Genomic DNA, 16,067 nt, shown 5'->3' on the forward strand with positions numbered 1-16,067 from the left:
GCCGGGCAGGCACGAAAAAAAGCCCGGATGGGCGGGCCATCCGGGCTGAAAATGGGGACCTGCCTCAAACCGCCGGCAACGCCCCCTCCTTGAACCTTATGCGCCTACCGGCAGACCGTCTTCCCTGCGCACGACCACCGTGGCGGAACGTGCATCGCCACCACCGGCGCGCACCGTGTTCCACGCGCCGTTCGGATGCTGGATGTTGATGAAGAACGTGGTCAGGTCCGGCGTGTAGGCAATGCCGGTGATCTCGCAGCCCACCGGCCCCACCAGGAAGCGCTTGGACTCGCCAGTTTCCTGATCGATGTAGTACATCGAGTTGTTGCCGAAGATGCTGGTGGTGCTGCTGCCCGTGCCGGCATCGGTCTGCACCCACAGGCGGCCCTGGGGATCGACCCGGATGCCGTCGGGGCTGGAGAACACGTCGCCGTTGATGTTGCCGGTCACATTGTCGGCGGCGCCGTCGGCCTCGTCCTGGCCGGCCAGCAGCAGCAATTCCCACTGGAACGACGTGGCCAGCGGGGAGTTGTTGTTCTCCGTCCAGCTGACAATGTGGCCATGCGAATTGTTAGGCCGCGGGTTAGCCGGGTGGGTGCGCTTGCGGCTGCTGTTGTTGGTCAGCGTGCAATAGACCTTCTTGTCCAGGCCCACGGTAATCCACTCCGGACGGTCCATCAGCGTCGCGCCGGCAACGCGGGCGGCTGCCTTGGTGTTGATGAGCACGTCGGCCTGATCCGCGAAGTTGATGATGCTGGGCTGCGGAGGCTGGCTCGGATCGGTCTGCGTGTAGTTGCCCGGATCGATGGCGTTGAGCGTCAGGTTGTTCTTGCCAACGGTCAGCTCGACCCAGTTGCCCGTGCCATCCTCATTGAAGCGGGCGGCGTACAGCGTGCCTTCGTCCAACAGGTTCATGTTATTGGCACGGTTGTTCGGATCGTAGGCCTTGCTCGGGACGAACTTGTAGATACAGCCGGGCGTACCGTCATCGCCCATGTAGAAGGCGACGCGGTTGTTCTCGTCCAGCATGTAGGCGGTGTTCTCGTGATCGAAGCGGCCCATGGCGGTGCGCTTGACCGCGGTGGAGTCCGGATTGTAGGGATCGATCTCAACGACCCAGCCATAGCCGACCTCGGGCTGGGTGTCATCCCAGTAGTTGTTGGTCGTCTCTTCGCAGGTGAGATAGGTGCCCCACGGCGTCGGGCCGCTGGCGCAGTTGTTCAAGGTGCCGACCACGGTAGCGCCCACCTTCGCGGCCGCCGGACCGCCGACATTGTAGGTGGTGTTGCCGGTATAGCGCTTGTTGTAGCGCGAGTTGGTGTTGACCGACCACTTGCCGTCGTCGCTACGGACGATTTCGATCACCGACACGCCGACGTTCGACGAGTTGGTCCGGACCGCGTCCGCGCTCAGGTCGAGCGTGGCGCCATCGACGTTCTCGTGGTTGAGCACCAGCAGGCCGCCCTTGTTGGGGTCCACGCCTTCCAGCGGGTAGTAGTGCATGCCGTCATGCTGGCCGCCTGCCTGCTTCTCGGTGTCCGGATAGGACTGCGGGGTGCCGGTATAGCCAATGGAATCGGGCAGGCACTTGTCGCCGGCCGAGTACAGCACCTCGGCCACATAGCCGCTGGGCACGGTCACGGTGTCGGCCGTGATCTTGCCGGCCAGCGGCTGGAACTTGACGGAGTAGTCAGGGCCGACCGGGTCCGTACCGCCGCCGCCATTGCCGTCGCCCGGATTCGTCGGCGCAGGATCGTCGTCATCGCCGCCACAGGCCGCTAGCGAGGTGGCACCGAACACGGACAGGATCGACAGGCCAAAACTGTTCCGCAGCAGGGTACGGCGAGCGGGATTGGCCGCGACGATTTCGTCGAACATCTGGCCGGGAACGGTGACTTCCCCCTGCGCCTCGCGGTGCGGAGCGCGCAATTTATCTGTCAGGTAGGACATTCAAACCTCGTGGAATTGATAACGGTCGTTAAGCTTTTTGTCAGCCATGACGAGCGCGAGGTTATTCGCCGTACGTGACAGCGCCATGACGAAGCGTCGCGGCCCGGCCGCGACAACACAGCCTGTTACCGATCCGGGCATACAATGGGACTTCACGTGCCGCTGAGTGTTTTACCTACAAAACAATGGATTCTTCGCTTACCGATAAGGCGCTCGCCTATCACCAGTTCCCTGTTCCTGGAAAAATCTCGGTCGTCCCGACCAAGCCTCTCGACAACCAGCAAGATCTGTCGCTCGCGTATTCCCCGGGCGTCGCCGCCGCATGCGAAGCCATCGCCAACGAGCAGCAGGCGACGCGCTACTACACCTCGCGCTCGAACCTCGTCGCGGTCATCTCCAACGGCACCGCCGTGCTGGGCCTGGGCAACATCGGCCCTTATGCGGCCAAGCCGGTGATGGAAGGCAAGGCCTGCCTGTTCCAGAAGTTCGCCGGCATCAACGTGTTCGACATCGAACTGGCGGAAACCGACCCCGACAAGCTGGTGGACGCCATCGCGATGATGGAACCCACGTTCGGCGGCATCAACCTCGAGGACATCAAGGCGCCCGAGTGCTTCTACATCGAGCGCAAGCTGACCGAGCGCATGTCGATCCCCGTGTTCCACGATGACCAGCACGGTACGGCCATCGTCGCTTCGGCCGGTATCGTCAACGGCCTGAAGCTGGCCGAGAAGACGCTCGATCAAGTCAAGCTGGTCTGCTCCGGCGCCGGCGCGGCAGCCATTGCCTGCCTGGACCTGCTGGTTCGCCAAGGCCTGAGGAAAGAGAACATCCTGCTCGTCGACTCCAAGGGCGTCGTCTATGAAGGGCGCGACGCGTCGATGGAATTCAACAAGTCGCGCTACGCCACCAGCAGCAGCGCCCGCACCCTGGCCGATGCGGTCAAGGACGCGGACATCTTCCTGGGATGCTCGGCCGCCGGCCTGCTCACGCCCGAGATGGTCTCGACCATGGCGCTGCGGCCGCTGATCCTGGCACTGGCCAATCCCGAGCCCGAGATCCGGCCCGAGCTGGCCAAGGAAGTCCGCTCGGACTGCCTGATCGCCACCGGCCGCTCGGATTATCCGAACCAGGTCAACAACGTACTATGCTTCCCCTTCCTGTTCCGGGGCGCGCTGGACGTGGACGCCATGCGGATCACCGACGAGATGAAGCTTGCTTGCGTGAACGCAATCGCAGGCCTGGCGCAGCAGCCTATTCCGGCTGAAGTGGCGAAGGCCTACCCGAACCGCAAGCTGGAGTTCGGTCCCGACTACTTCATCCCCACGCCCTTCGACCCGCGCCTGATCAGCGAAGTCGCGGCTGCCGTGGCGCTGGCTGCAATGGACTCCAACGTCGCGCGCCGGCCCATCGCCGATATCGAAGCCTATCGGGCATCGCTGAAGGGGTAATGCCAAGTCGCCAGGCGGCCAGCCGTACTATCGGCCACCGCCTGGCGCCCACCTTGTCTTCTTCTATATCGAGGGCTTTCCATGTCGTCCGCCCACAAGATCGTCTTCCTGGACCGGGCCAGCCTGCAGGCCACCATCCGGCCCCCGGCCTTCGCGCATGACTGGCTCGATCACGACGCGACAGCCCGGGACGAAGTCGTCGACAGGCTGCGGGACGCGACCATCGCCGTTACCAACAAAGTGCCGCTGCGCAAGGCCGAACTGGACCAGCTGCCGAGACTGCGCATGATCGCGGTGGCCGCCACGGGCACCGACATCATTGATCTGGCGGCGTGCCAGGAGCGCGGCATCGTGGTGTCCAACATCCGCAACTACGCCACGGCCTCGCTGCCTGAACACACGTTCGCGCTGATCCTGGCCCTGCGGCGCAACCTGCGCGCCTACGCGGCGGACGTCGAAGCAGGCAAATGGCAGCGCTCGACACAGTTCTGCTTCCTGGACTATCCCATCCGCGACCTGGCGGCAAGCCGGCTGGGCATCGTCGGGTACGGCGCGCTGGGCCGCTCGGTGGCGGCGCTTGGAAGGGCGTTCGGCATGGAGATATGTGTCGCCAGCCGCACGCCGGTGGACGAGCCGGGCGTGACCAACCTGCCGCTGGACGAGTTGCTGCGTACCGCCGACGTCGTCACGCTGCACCTGCCGCTCAGCCCGGCGACGCGAAACATGATCGATCGCCAACAGCTGGCATCCATGAAGCGGACCGCGCTGCTGATCAATACCGCGCGCGGCGGGCTGGTGAACGAGGCCGCGCTGGCCGATGCGTTGCGCAATGGCACCATCGCCGGCGCGGGCTTCGACGTGCTGGACGGCGAACCGCCTCGCGACGACAACCCCTTGCTGCACGTCAAGCAACCCAACTTCATCCTCACGCCGCACGTGGCATGGGCGAGCCAGGAGGCCATGCAGACCCTGGCCGACCAGTTGGTGGACAACCTCGAAGCATTTGTGGCGGGTCAACCGCGCAACGTGGTGGCGCCCAAGGGGCCATGACAGTACAGGCGGCGCCGGGTCGTTCTTAGCCGGCGGCCCTTCCCATGGCCTTCCAGCGCTCGTATCCCGCGGCTCGCAACTCGCAGGCAGGGCAGGCGCCGCACCCATAGCCCCAGTCGAAACGCTTGCTGCGATCGCCCAGGTAGCAGGTATGGCTATGCTCGGCCACCACGTCGACCAGCGCGTCTCCGCCCAGGTCAGCCGCCAGTTGCCACGTCTGTGCCTTGTCCAGCCACATCAGCGGGGTTTCGAAGGTATAACGCTGGCCCATGCCCAGCGACACTGCGACCTGCAGGGCCTTGATGGTGTCGTCGCGGCAATCGGGATAGCCCGAGAAGTCGGTCTCGCACATGCCGCCCACCACGACATCGAGCCCGCGGCGGTAGGCAAGTGCGGCGGCCATGGTCAGGAAGACCAGATTACGGCCCGGCACGAACGTGTTGGGCAGGCCGGCCGCGGTGAGCTTGATTTCGCTTTCCCGCGTAAGCGCGGTGTCGCTGATCGCGCCCAGCACGGCGAAATCGATCGTATGGTCCTCGCCCAGGCGTTGGGCCCACCGGGGAAACCGCGCGCGCAACTCGCGCAATACATTCTGCCGGGCCTCGAGCTCCACGCGATGACGCTGGCCGTAATCGAAGCCGACGGTCTCGACGGCCGCGTAGCGCGCCAGTGCCCACGCCAGGCACGTAGTGGAGTCCTGCCCCCCCGAGAACAGGACCAGGGCCTTGCGCGAGTCCATCAATCGATGATCTCGGCGCAGGCGTCCGTGGGGACCGCGGCGATGTCGCCCACGACGGGAACGATTTTGAGTCCGGCCGAGGCCACGCGGCACGGGGCTGCGACGACGCCGCAGCCGTTGAGCGCGAACATGGCGGCGAGGACGAGAAGTAGACGTTTCATGACAGGACCTGCTGAATAGGGTGCCGGTAGACACAGGGTAGCACTATAAAACGGCGCGCCCCCGTGCGCGCAAGAGGCCATGCGAGCGATATCTCGTGCTAAGGCGACAACCCTCGGTATAGTGCAGGAGCGCCGCTACGCGGCCATGTCAACACCCATCGCGCGAGGCAGGGCTTGCACCCGTTTGCTCCATTCATCCGTTACTTTGTCGAGGTCGCGCGACGCGGTTCGGTCCGCAGTGCGGCCGATCATCTCCATGTCGCGCCGTCGGCCGTCACGCGGCAGATACTGAAGTTCGAGGAATCGCTGGGCGTTCCGCTGTTCGAGAGGCTGCCGCGAGGCGTGAGGCTGACCGCCGCGGGCGAGACCATGCTCGCGGCAGCCCAGCGCCTGGATCGGGACTTCGACGATGCGCTGGCGCAGATCGACGCGCTGCGGGGCTTGCGGCGCGGCCGCGTGCGCATCGGCATCCTGCAGTACATGAGCGAATTGATCGCGCCCCGGCTGATCGCCGACGTGCATCGCCGCTATCCCGGCATCTCGTTCAGCGTCCATACCGGCAACTCGGCGGACATCACCGCCGACGTGGGCAAGGGCGAGCTGGACATGGGCATGTGCTGGGATCCGCCGCTGGCCGAACCGGTCACGCGGCTGCGAACCGCCAGCATTCCGATCGGGCTCGCCCTCCTGCCCGACCATCCGCTGGCCCGGCGCAAGAGCGTGCGGTTCCGCGAATGCCTGGACCTGCCGCTGGTCCTGCCCGCGCGCGGCATGGAGCTGCGCACCACGCTGGACCGGTTGAACCTCGGTCCGGAGGGCCGCTTCGAGCCGCTGCTCGAAACCAACTCGATCGCGATGATGCGGCAGATGGCGTTGGACGGCACGGGCGTATCGGTGATGACGCGCATTTCCATTCTGCCCGAACTCAAGGCCGGCCGGCTGGCGCTGGTGCCGCTGGCGGACCGCGGCAGCAGCAGCATTGCATTCTCGTTGCATGTGCGCACGGAACGCCACCTGCCCATTGCTGCCTCGGTCGTGCTCGAACTGTTGCAGCAGCGCTTCGACGACTACGTGGGCTAGGGCCTCTCAGGCGGGCGCCGCCTCCCGCCACGAGGCGCGGTCCTGCCGGAAGCTGGCCGCCACGAACTCGCCCGCCACCACGGGCTCGAACCTGGGCTCGGTAACACCCGGCAGGTCGCGAGGATCGATCACGGCGCGGTAATCGGCATGATGGAACTGCGGGATCGAATAGCGCCGCAGGCCGGTCCGGTTGTAGACGCGGTGCACCGCGCTGATGAAACGGCCATTCGTCCACCGCGTGAGCAGCCGCCCGACGTTGATGATGAGGGCGCCCTCCATGGGCGGCGCCTCGATCCAGTCTCCGGCCGGGGTCTTGACCTCCAGGCCGCCCTGCCGGTCGTTCAGCAGCAACGTGATGATGCCCTTGTCGGTATGCTCGCCCGCCCCGATGTCGGTACGATCGGCAATGAGCTCCTGCGGCGGGTAGTGCACCACGCGCATATTGGTCGTGGGCTTGCGGCAGCGGCTGACGAAGAAATTCTCGTCCGCGTCCAGCGCCAGCGCCATGGCGCGCAGCACATTACGCCCGCACTCAAGCTTGGCGAAATACAAGGCTTCGAGCGCGTGCCGCAGTTCGGGATCGGCCGGCCAGGTATTGACCGCGTGGAAGGGCAGGCCGGCCACGACGTCGGGGTCGTCGGGCGGCAGCGGGAAACCCATGTCGAACGACTCCTTGCCATCGGGCTGGTCGCCATGCTTCGTATCGAACATGGGCTGGTAGCCGCGGTTCTGGTTGCGCGCCGTCGAGCGGCACGCCAGGCGCTGGTCCAGGGGGAGGGCGAAGAAACGCTCGCCTACCGCGAACGCATGCGCAATCGCTTCCTGCGGGACGCCATGGCCCGTCAGGTAGAAGAACCCATAGCGGGCGCAGGCATCGGCGATACGACGCGCCACCGCGAGCCGCTGGGCGCGGTCGCCGAATCGGAAATCGGTAAAGTCGATCTGGGGCAAGCTCTCCATGGCGATGTCGTCCTCTTGTCTATTTCGCCGCAACCGGGGCAATCATGCGTTCGGCCTGGGCGGGCAGGAAGCGCATATCCACCAGCATGCGGCCGTCCGGCCGGCTCTTGAGCGCCAGCGCGCCAACGAGCTTGTCGATCGAGGCCTGCAGGCGCGCCGGATCGATGTCGCCCACCCCGGCTTCGCGCACGTGCGGCGTGACGATCTGGCGGTCCAGCAGGATGCCGAGCCGCAAGGCTTCCAGTTTGGCGTCGATCAACGGATCAAAGGCCTTGAGCCGGCTGACCGCATCCTGCGGATCGGCGGCGATATCCTTGAGCGCGCGCGCCAGTGCGCGCAGGAAACCGGCCACCGCCTCGGGATGCTCCTCGATGAAACGCGGCGTGGCGAATACGGCATTGCCATAGAGATCCACGCCATGATCGGCGTACATCATGGCGACGATGTCGCCCGGCGCCACGCCCAGCCGCTGCAGCGACACCAGCGCCGAGGTGGCGTAGCCCGCGATGACGGGCACCTGCCCGCGCACCAGCAGCGTTTCGCGGATGGCCGGCTCCACCGACATCCATTTCACGCCGTCAGGCGGCAGCCCCGCGGCTTGGGCGAACAGCGGAAATATCTTGCGCGCGCCGTCGTTGACCGGTGCGGCCACGGTAAGCCCCTTCAAGTCCGCCGGGCGCGTAATGCCCGACTTCTTGAGCGTAAAGATGCCCGCCGGCGTACTTTCATACATCAGGAAGACGGCCTTGGCGGGCACGCGGCCGTTGTTGCCGACGAATTCCACGAACGAACTGATGTCGCCTACGCCCATGTCGGCGTTGCCCGCCGCCAGCCGCGTGATGGTGGCAGCCGATCCGGCACCCACATTGAGCGTGACGTTGAGCCCTTCGGCGGCGAAATACCCCTTGGACTTGGCAACGATGTAGGGAACGGAGCTGGCCTCGAACCGCCAGTCGAGCTGGAAGGTCACGTCCAGCGGGGCCGCATGAACGGCGGGGTTGAACAGGAAGGCCGCCAGGGCCGCACAGCCGGCCGAGCGGGCGATCCCGCCAAGACGCGATACGAAACGCATGAGACTCTCGATACAGGGACGAATGGACGCGGGCTAAGGTAGCCCGCGTCTGCATTGCCCACAAGAATCGTTTTTCGGCCCTACTGTTGCCTTGAAGGCAACAATCTCCCGGAGACCGCGGCGCAGCGCTCAGGCCTTGGCCAGCGCCGCCTTGGGCCGGGGACGCCCGAGGTCGGGCAAGAAAGCCGTAAGCAGCCCCAGCAGCGGCAGGAAGGAGCACAAGTGGTAGACGTACTCGATACTGGTCACGTCAGCCACCTTGCCCAGCACCGCGGCGCCCAGGCCGCCCATGCCGAAGGCAAATCCGAAGAACAGGCCCGATACCGTACCTACCTTGCCCGGCATGAGCTCCTGGGCGAACACCAGGATGGCCGAGAAGGCGGAGGCCAGGATCAGGCCGATCACGAAGCTCAGCACGCCTGTCCACGCCAGGCCGACATACGGCAGGACCAGCGCGAAAGGCGCCACGCCGAGGATCGATCCCCAGATCACCTTCTTGCGGCCGATGCGATCGCCGATGGGGCCACCGAGTATGGTTCCCAGCGCCACCGCGATCAGGAAGGCGAACAAATGCATCTGCGCGTTCTGCACCGAGACGCCGAAACGATGCATGAGGTAGAAGGTGTAATAGCTGGTGAAGCTCGCCATGTAGAAATACTTGGAGAACAGCAGCGTCAGCAGGATGGCCATCGAACCGGCAACGGTCCCGCGCGGGAGCACAGCCGCCGGAGCCGCCGGCTTGGCCTTGCGGGGGCCGGAGAGATGCTGGCGGTGATACCAGGCGCCTACCTGGTAGAGCACGACGATGGCCAGCAGCGCCGCCAGCGCGAACCACGCCAGGCTGTCCTGGCCCCGGGGGATGATGAACCAGGCCGCCAGCAGCGGCCCCATGGCACTACCGGCATTGCCGCCCACCTGGAAGATCGACTGGGCCAGCCCGTGGCGGCCGCCGGACACCAGGCGCGCCACGCGCGAAGATTCCGGATGGAAAATGGACGAACCGGTTCCCATCAGTGCCGCCGCCAGCAGCAGCGTTGGATAGTTCGGCGCGAAGGCCAGCAGCACGATGCCGCCAAGACTGCAGGTCATGCCGATGGGCAGCGAGTAGGGCTTGGGATGGCGGTCGGTGTATAAGCCCACCAGCGGCTGCAGCAGCGATGCGGTCAGCTGGTAGAGCAGCGTAATCAGGCCGATCTGGGTGAAGCTGAGCGAGAACTCGCTTTTAAGCAGCGGATAGACCGCCAGGATCAGCGACTGCAGCATATCGTTGAGGAAATGCGAGAAGCTGATGAAACCCAATATCTTGAAACCGGTCCGTTCGGCTTGGGCAGGCCGGACGTCGGCGGGATGGACGCTTTGCATGATGTCTCGGGGTTAAACCACGAAGGGCTCAGGGTTTATACGTAGTTTTCGTAAGCGTACTCTTCCGGATGGCGCCTGTCTTGCGAAAATAAGGCAGGGCCCTTCTTGAAATGGACAAACCTATCCTTTTTCCGGATTACCGCGAATTCGACCACCGGCCCCGGCCGGTCACGGTCATGGCCAAGGACTTCCCAGCCGGCGCAAGCACGGGCGTGCACCATCATCCTTCCGGCCAGCTCATATACGCCGTCCATGGGGTGATGGTGGTACACACGGACATGGGGCGATGGGTCGTCCCGCCCACGCGCGGGCTGTGGATGCCGCCGGCCGTCCGGCACGAACTGCGCATGGTCGGCCAGGTCCGCATGCGCACCGCCTACGTCCACCCCGAAGCCACGCATGACTTGCCCGGCCACTGCGCGGTCATCGCGGTCTCGCCGCTGCTGCGCGAACTGATCCTCGCGGCGGTCGGCATCGAAGGGCCCTACCAGGAAGACTCCCGCGACGGACGGGTCATGCGCCTGCTGCTGGACGAACTGCGGCAGCTCCCGACACTGCCGCTGCGCCTGCCGCGCCCGGCGGACCGCCGCCTGCGGACGGTATGCGAAGCCATCGTCGCCGCGCCGGACGACAAGACCACCGCCCGGGGTTGGGGCGCGCGCCTGGGCGTGGACGCCAAGACCGTCCACCGGCTGTTCCTGCGCGAAACCGGCATGACTTTCGGCCAATGGCGCCAGCAGGCCAGGCTGCTGGCGGCGCTGGAGCGCATCGCGGAAGGGGCGAAGATCGTCGATGTAGCGCTCGAGCTCGGCTATGCCAGCCCCAGCGCGTTTTCGACCATGTTCAAGCGGCAGTTCGGCGTCACGCCCAGTGCATTCTTCGGGCAGGCCGAGCCCTCAGTTGTCCAGCGCCACGCCTGATTTCTGGACGATTTCCTGCCAGCGCCTGGCTTCTTCGCGCAGCGCCGCCTGGAACGCCGCCGGCGTCTGCTTGCCAGGCACGAAGCCACCCTGGGCGAAGGCCTCGCGCACCTGCGGCGTGGCCAGCACGTCGCTCAGCGCCTTCGACAGTGTCGCGACAACGGCGGGATCGGTGCCCTTGGGCGCCGCCAGCGCCCACCAGTTGGAGAGCACCACGTCGGGCATCCCGGCCTCGGCAGCGGTAGGAACCTGGTCCAACCCCGGATAGCGGGAGGGCGAGGCGACGGCCAGCGCGCGTACCCGCTGCTGCGGCATATAGGCGGAGGCAATGCCGTAGCCTCCGATATAGAGCTGGATCTCATTGGCCAGCAAAGCTTGGACGCCCGGCGAAGATCCACGGTAGGGAATATGGGTCATCCTGGCCTGCATGGCCTCGCTCAGCATAAACGCGGACAGATGCGGCGTAGTACCCGTGCCGGGCGAGCCATAGTTGAGCTTGCCGGGGTGTTTGCGCGCGTACTCCGCGAATTCGGCGTAGTCCTTGGCCGGTACGGCAGCGTTGATATAGATGAAGGCAGGGACGTCCGCGACCTTGCCGACCATGGCGAAGTCTTGCAGCGGATCGAACCCGAGCGTTTTATACAGGAACTGGTTGATCACGAAATTGTTCGTCGCGCCCAACAGCAAGGTATAGCCATCGGGCTTGGCGCGAACCACTTCCTGGGCCCCGATATTGCCGCCCGCGCCCGTGCGGTAGTCGACGATCAGCGGCTGGCCCAGGCGCTTTTCTAGCAATGGCTGCACTTGCCGGATAACGATATCGCCCGCTGCCCCGGGCGCATAAGGAAGCACGATGCGGATGGGGCGATCGGGATAATCCGCCCGGGCGGCGGCGCAACAGCTCAAGAGACCGGCGGCGAACAACGCGGTATGGCGACGAACGATATCGATCACGGCATGCTCTCCTTGAAGATGCGCCGGACATCCCACCGGCGCGGCGGGCGACCCTACAGGTCGATGCGCATCAGGTCATGGGCCAGCCTCAATGGACCGTCATAGTTCTTGCGGATGTCGGCCACGATCTCGTCCATCAGGTGCGGCCCCATCAATTCCACCGGCAGGTGCTTGCCGGCGGTACGCTTGAGCACCGGGCTGGTGGAATCGAAATGGCCGAAGTGCGTAGCCAGCAGGCTCTTCACGTTCGCGCGGCGGGCGATCTTGCCGAGATCCGTGGGACTGGTATGGGCGTAGGTGCCGACTCCCGTCTTGGCGCGATGGGCGATGAAGGACTCCGGGAACGTGCATTCGTGGATCAGCAGGTCCGCGTCCTGTGCCAGCCGGACCATGGCCTCGCACGGCGCGGTATCGCCGCTGAAAGCAATGACCTTGCCCTCGGCCTCCACCCGCACGCCGAAGCATTCACAGATATCGCGCGGGATGTGCTCGACCCAGTCGGCGGTGATCTTCACTTTGTCGTCCTCAAAGACTACGCCGGGCTTGACTTCGCGTACCTCGGGCCGGACCGCCTCGATATTCTGCTGGCGCACCGGATAGGCGCTGCGTGCGCGGAAATCCGCCTGGAAAGCGCCGTTCTCGAACAAGTGATCCACGAAGTGGCGGGTACCGCGCGGCCCCAGGAGCAACGGCGAGCCGGTCCTGTTCAGAATCCAGCTCGATATGACGAAGTAGGGAAAATCGCAGATGTGGTCGTGATGCAGATGGGTCAGGAACACGACCCCGACTTTTGCCGGATCCACATTGGCTCGAACCATCTGGCGGGTGGCTCCCTCGCCGCAGTCGAAGAGGTAGTGGCGGTCATCGTCCAGGGTCAGAAGGATGGCGGACTGGCCGCGGTCGGGATCGGGCAGGGCGGCACCGGTTCCCAGCATGGTGATCTTCATCGATTACCTCGTGGCGTTGATGGGACCGGTCCAGTGTAGGGATGCGGTGACTACCGATGAATAAATTATTAGAATCAAGTGAAAACCGATAGGAATCACTGCATGGAAGCCGGCTACCGTGTCCCGTCGGTCAAGCAGATCCGGTCGCGGCTGCGGCTGCGCCACCTCGATCTGCTCGAGGCTCTGCACGCCACGCATAGCGTGCACAAGGCAGCGGCACGGCTGGGCATGACCCAGCCGGCGGCCAGCAAGCTGCTGGCGGAACTGGAAAACGCCTTCGGGGTGCCGCTGTTCACCCGCTCTCCGCGTGGGATCACCCCAACCGCCTACGGCACTACTCTGGCGCAGAAGGCTGCCGTCCTGCTGGCGGACCTGGACGGTGCCCGCCACGAGATCGAGGCGCTCACGCGCGGCGCTACCGGCCGCGTACGTGCCGGCGTGCTGCAAGTCGTGCTGCCGGTACTGGTCCCGCGTGCGCTGGCCCGCATGCACGCGGCCCATGCCGGCGTCACCGTCATGCTGCAGGAAGGCACCAACGACCTGCTGCTCGCCGCCTTGGCGCGAGGAGAACTGGACTGCATCATCGGCCGCCTGATGCAGGGCGCCGCGCAAGCGATGTTCCGCACCGAGGTCCTGTACCAGGAACCGATCTACGTCGTGGCCCGGGTGGGGCATCCCCTGGCGCGATCCACGCGCGTCACCGCTGCCACGCTGGCTCGGCAGTCCTGGATACTCCCGCCCCCGATGCGCCGCTGCGCCAGCGCATCGATGCCTATTTCGCCGAGCAGGGCCTCGCCCTGGACGTACCGCTGGCCGAGTCGGTATCGCTGTTGGCCAACGAAGTGCTGCTGCGCAATACCGACGTACTGTCGGCCATGCCCCGCGGCGTGGCCCGGCATTACGCCCGGCTGGGCGTGTTGACCATTCTGAAGTTCAAACCGGGCTGGACGCTGCCGCCGGTGGGCGTCGTGCTGCGCTCGGATGCGGCACCCTCGCCGGCGCTGGAGTTCTTTCTGGCGGCGGTCCGGGAAGAAGCCGCCAGGCTGGAGAAGGCGGAACAGGAATAACGCGGCACGCGGATCATCAACACAAAAGAAACGAACCGTTCCGTTTTTGGCGATTGATTGCCTGCCGCTACGCGCCTATATTGCGCGAAAGGTAAAGGAAATTCGTCATGTCCGTCCGGACCCGCCGCTTGCCCACGTTCTTCATTCCCCACGGGGGAGGGCCGTGCTTCTTCATGGACTGGCCGGGCAACCCCCATATGTGGGACCGCATGGCCGGTTTCCTCAAAGGGCTGTCCGCGTCGTTGGAAACGCGCCCCCAAGCGGTGCTGGTCATCTCCGGCCATTGGGAGGAAGAGGTCTTTACCGTCAACGCCAGCCCTCGCCCCCCGCTGCTGTTCGACTACTACGGCTTTCCCGAGCACACCTACCGGCTGCAATATCCGGCGCCGGGATCGCCCGCGCTGGCCGCGCGGGTGCAGGCCCTGCTGGGGGAGGCAGGCATCGCATCGGGTTCGGACCCATCGCGCGGGCTGGACCACGGCGTATTCGTGCCCTTCAAGCTGATCTACCCGGATGCGGATGTACCCATCGTCCAGCTATCCATGAAAACCGGCCTGGATCCGCGCGAACATCTCGCGGCCGGCCAGGCCCTGTCCCGGCTTCGCGACGAAGGCGTGCTGGTCGTGGGCAGCGGCATGAGCTTCCACAACATGCGCGGATTCACGCCGGCGTTTCGCGCCGCCTCGCTGCGCTTCGATGAATGGCTGGCCCACGCCGTGGCGCTGCCGCCGGCGGACCGCGACCGCGCCCTGGAGAACTGGCAGGATGCCCCCGACGCCCGCCTCGTCCAGCCGCGTCCCGACCACTTGCTGCCCTTGATGGTAGCGGCGGGCGCCGCCGGCAACGACGCGGGACGCCGCATCTTCCAGGACGAGGTCATGAACGTCGTCGTTTCCGCCAGCCGCTTCGGTTGAGCAAGCCAGGTGGCGTCCACGTCCCCCGCCTTCCATCCCCGCGGCCCGGCCAGGGTTGCCGCCGCGTCCCCGGATCGAACCGCTGTCGCAGTTTGCAGTGCTGTTGCCCAACCCGCCCACCTTCCTCTCATCCAAGGAAACCACCATGCAGACTTCCCATAACGACTTCTTCGCCGTCTGGGCCCCGCGCGCGCAAGGGCTGATGCGCATCATCGTGGCCTATTTATTCATGCAGCACGGCACGGCCAAGTTCTTCGGCATCCCGGCACTGGGATTCCAGGGCATTGAGCTGTTTTCGCTGATGGGACTGGCGGGGGTGCTGGAGGTGGTCGGCGGCTTGCTGATGATCGTGGGCCTGTTTACCCGGCCCGTGGCCTTCATCCTGTCGGGCTTCATGGCGGTAGCCTATTTCATGGCGCATGCACCCAAGGCTTTCCTGAGCCCGTTGCAGAATGGCGGCGAACCCGCCGTGCTGTATTGCTTCGTCTACCTGTTCTTCGCCGTGGCGGGCGCCGGCGCCTTCAGCATCGACGCCGCGCGCGGCAAGGCCTAGGCCGCTTGGATACGCTGGTCAGCATGAAGGTGTTCCGCCTCGTTATCGAGGCGGGCAGCTTCGCCCGGGCAGCCGGCCAGATGGGCATTTCGCCGGCCATGGCCAGCAAGCACGTCGCGCACTTGGAACGAAGCCTCGGCGCGCGGCTGCTCAACCGCACCAGCCGGCACGTCAGCCCGACCGAAGCCGGTCAGGTCTATTTCGACCAGTGCTGCGAAGCGCTCGACGTCCTGGATAGCGCCGAAGCCACCCTGCAGGACAGTCATGCCGAACCCCGCGGGCAGCTGAAAATCACCGCGCCGGTCTGGTGCGCCAACAGCCGCTTCGCCGGCATGCTGGCGCGCTACCGCGAGCGCTATCCGCGCGTGGTCATCGACCTGCGGCTCAGCAATTACAAGGTGGACCTGGCCGAGGAGGGCTTTGATCTCGCGCTGCGCGCCGCCACGCAGAACGCCCCCGCGCTCATCGTCCGGCCGCTATGCGAGGTGGGCTTTGCGCTGGTCGCCTCGCGCGACTACGTGGCCCGCCGGGGCGCCATCGGGACGCCCGCGGAACTGGCCGCGCATCCCGCCGTGTTGCCCGCCTACATCCGCAAGCCGGAAGAGATCCGCCTGCTCGGCCCCGCCGGCCCGGCCGTGGTCCGCATGCCCGTGGCATTGAAAACCGACGACTCGGCCCTGGCGCGGCACAGCCTCCTGGCAGGCATCGGACCCGGCTACCTGCCCGAGTGGCTGATTGCCGACGACCTGGCCAGCGGCGCCCTCGTACGACTGCTGCCCGAGTACCGGCCGCCGTCGGTAACGCTGTATGCCGCCTACACGAGCCGGAAGTTCCTGGCACCGAAAGTGCGGACCTTCATCGACTTCTTCAGCAAGGCGTTCGGCTAG

Annotated in this window: 14 protein-coding genes and 2 pseudogenes; 8 read left to right on the top strand and 8 right to left on the bottom strand. The window is 65.6% G+C overall.

Going from position 1 to position 16,067, the window contains the following annotated elements:
* Positions 1 to 96: 96 nt before the first annotated feature.
* Positions 97 to 1,950, bottom strand: a complete 1,854-nt coding sequence (locus tag QHC78_RS10405) for a PhoX family protein (RefSeq protein WP_319744149.1) — start codon at positions 1,948 to 1,950, stop codon at positions 97 to 99.
* 185 nt (positions 1,951 to 2,135) lie between these two features.
* On the opposite strand from QHC78_RS10405, the pseudogene QHC78_RS10410 reads away from it, so the two are divergent.
* Both QHC78_RS10410 and QHC78_RS10415 read left to right on the top strand, forming a co-directional pair.
* A pseudogene (locus QHC78_RS10410) lies at positions 2,136 to 3,392 on the top strand (malic enzyme-like NAD(P)-binding protein); the annotation flags it as partial.
* Positions 3,393 to 3,482: 90 nt separating this feature from the next.
* Complete coding sequence (locus QHC78_RS10415; RefSeq protein WP_319744150.1) at positions 3,483 to 4,451, top strand: D-2-hydroxyacid dehydrogenase; 969 nt, start codon at positions 3,483 to 3,485, stop codon at positions 4,449 to 4,451.
* 25 nt (positions 4,452 to 4,476) lie between these two features.
* On the opposite strand, the gene queC is transcribed toward QHC78_RS10415, so the two are convergent.
* Positions 4,477 to 5,190 (bottom strand): 7-cyano-7-deazaguanine synthase QueC, encoded by a 714-nt coding sequence (gene queC / locus QHC78_RS10420; protein WP_319744152.1) that lies wholly within the window; start codon positions 5,188 to 5,190, stop codon positions 4,477 to 4,479.
* Entirely contained in the window at positions 5,190 to 5,351 is a 162-nt protein-coding gene (locus tag QHC78_RS10425) for a DUF6726 family protein (protein ID WP_319744154.1), read from the bottom strand. The genes queC and QHC78_RS10425 overlap by 1 nt, the downstream gene beginning before the upstream one ends.
* A gap of 174 nt (positions 5,352 to 5,525) precedes the next feature.
* Here QHC78_RS10425 and QHC78_RS10430 point away from each other — a divergent pair, with 174 nt between their 5' ends.
* On the top strand, positions 5,526 to 6,431 hold the full coding sequence (locus QHC78_RS10430) for a LysR family transcriptional regulator (RefSeq protein ID WP_319744156.1): 906 nt from the start codon (positions 5,526 to 5,528) through the stop codon (positions 6,429 to 6,431).
* Positions 6,432 to 6,437: 6 nt separating this feature from the next.
* On the opposite strand, the gene QHC78_RS10435 is transcribed toward QHC78_RS10430, so the two are convergent.
* The 3 genes from QHC78_RS10435 to QHC78_RS10445 all read right to left on the bottom strand — a co-directional run bounded on the left by QHC78_RS10435 (position 6,438) and on the right by QHC78_RS10445 (position 9,825).
* Positions 6,438 to 7,391: an isopenicillin N synthase family dioxygenase gene (locus QHC78_RS10435; protein ID WP_319744158.1), complete on the bottom strand. Its 954-nt coding sequence runs from the start codon at positions 7,389 to 7,391 to the stop codon at positions 6,438 to 6,440.
* Positions 7,392 to 7,410: 19 nt separating this feature from the next.
* Positions 7,411 to 8,463, bottom strand: a complete 1,053-nt coding sequence (locus QHC78_RS10440; protein WP_319744160.1) for an ABC transporter substrate-binding protein — start codon at positions 8,461 to 8,463, stop codon at positions 7,411 to 7,413.
* A 129-nt stretch (positions 8,464 to 8,592) separates the two neighbouring features.
* Positions 8,593 to 9,825 (bottom strand): MFS transporter, encoded by a 1,233-nt coding sequence (locus tag QHC78_RS10445; RefSeq protein ID WP_319744163.1) that lies wholly within the window; start codon positions 9,823 to 9,825, stop codon positions 8,593 to 8,595.
* 110 nt (positions 9,826 to 9,935) lie between these two features.
* Between QHC78_RS10445 and QHC78_RS10450 the strand changes: the two genes are divergently transcribed.
* A complete protein-coding gene (locus tag QHC78_RS10450) occupies positions 9,936 to 10,745 on the top strand; it encodes an AraC family transcriptional regulator (protein ID WP_319744165.1) in 810 nt (269 codons plus the stop codon).
* On the opposite strand, the gene QHC78_RS10455 is transcribed toward QHC78_RS10450, so the two are convergent.
* Together QHC78_RS10455 and QHC78_RS10460 are read right to left on the bottom strand one after the other, a co-directional pair.
* Entirely contained in the window at positions 10,722 to 11,699 is a 978-nt protein-coding gene (locus QHC78_RS10455; RefSeq protein WP_319744167.1) for a Bug family tripartite tricarboxylate transporter substrate binding protein, read from the bottom strand. The two genes, QHC78_RS10450 and QHC78_RS10455, sit on opposite strands and share 24 nt — an antisense overlap.
* A 53-nt stretch (positions 11,700 to 11,752) precedes the next feature.
* Positions 11,753 to 12,646, bottom strand: coding sequence for an MBL fold metallo-hydrolase (locus QHC78_RS10460; protein ID WP_319744169.1), 894 nt, complete (start codon positions 12,644 to 12,646; stop codon positions 11,753 to 11,755).
* 102 nt (positions 12,647 to 12,748) lie between these two features.
* Here QHC78_RS10460 and QHC78_RS10465 point away from each other — a divergent pair.
* The 4 genes and pseudogenes from QHC78_RS10465 (at position 12,749) to QHC78_RS10485 (ending at position 16,067) form a co-directional block, all read left to right on the top strand.
* Positions 12,749 to 13,713: pseudogene (locus QHC78_RS10465) on the top strand (LysR substrate-binding domain-containing protein).
* A 107-nt stretch (positions 13,714 to 13,820) separates the two neighbouring features.
* Complete coding sequence (locus tag QHC78_RS10475) at positions 13,821 to 14,627, top strand: DODA-type extradiol aromatic ring-opening family dioxygenase (protein ID WP_319744174.1); 807 nt, start codon at positions 13,821 to 13,823, stop codon at positions 14,625 to 14,627.
* A gap of 145 nt (positions 14,628 to 14,772) precedes the next feature.
* Positions 14,773 to 15,180, top strand: a complete 408-nt coding sequence (locus QHC78_RS10480) for a DoxX family protein (protein WP_319744176.1) — start codon at positions 14,773 to 14,775, stop codon at positions 15,178 to 15,180.
* 5 nt (positions 15,181 to 15,185) lie between these two features.
* On the top strand, positions 15,186 to 16,067 hold the full coding sequence (locus QHC78_RS10485) for a LysR family transcriptional regulator (protein ID WP_319744178.1): 882 nt from the start codon (positions 15,186 to 15,188) through the stop codon (positions 16,065 to 16,067).

Source organism: Pigmentiphaga sp. (genome assembly GCF_033795525.1).
Lineage (GTDB): Bacteria > Pseudomonadota > Gammaproteobacteria > Burkholderiales > Burkholderiaceae_B > Pigmentiphaga.

Bases quoted from the DNA above. Each gene is read 5' to 3' on its own strand.
- QHC78_RS10415 (WP_319744150.1), top strand. From the start codon at position 3,483: ATGTCGTCCGCCCACAAGATCGTCTTCCTGGACCGGGCCAGCCTGCAG.
- QHC78_RS10425 (WP_319744154.1), bottom strand. From the start codon at position 5,351: ATGAAACGTCTACTTCTCGTCCTCGCCGCCATGTTCGCGCTCAACGGC.
- queC (WP_319744152.1), bottom strand. From the start codon at position 5,190: ATGGACTCGCGCAAGGCCCTGGTCCTGTTCTCGGGGGGGCAGGACTCC.
- QHC78_RS10435 (WP_319744158.1), bottom strand. From the start codon at position 7,391: ATGGAGAGCTTGCCCCAGATCGACTTTACCGATTTCCGATTCGGCGAC.
- QHC78_RS10460 (WP_319744169.1), bottom strand. From the start codon at position 12,646: ATGAAGATCACCATGCTGGGAACCGGTGCCGCCCTGCCCGATCCCGAC.
- QHC78_RS10405 (WP_319744149.1), bottom strand. From the start codon at position 1,950: ATGTCCTACCTGACAGATAAATTGCGCGCTCCGCACCGCGAGGCGCAG.
- QHC78_RS10440 (WP_319744160.1), bottom strand. From the start codon at position 8,463: ATGCGTTTCGTATCGCGTCTTGGCGGGATCGCCCGCTCGGCCGGCTGT.
- QHC78_RS10480 (WP_319744176.1), top strand. From the start codon at position 14,773: ATGCAGACTTCCCATAACGACTTCTTCGCCGTCTGGGCCCCGCGCGCG.
- QHC78_RS10450 (WP_319744165.1), top strand. From the start codon at position 9,936: ATGGACAAACCTATCCTTTTTCCGGATTACCGCGAATTCGACCACCGG.
- QHC78_RS10475 (WP_319744174.1), top strand. From the start codon at position 13,821: ATGTCCGTCCGGACCCGCCGCTTGCCCACGTTCTTCATTCCCCACGGG.
- QHC78_RS10445 (WP_319744163.1), bottom strand. From the start codon at position 9,825: ATGCAAAGCGTCCATCCCGCCGACGTCCGGCCTGCCCAAGCCGAACGG.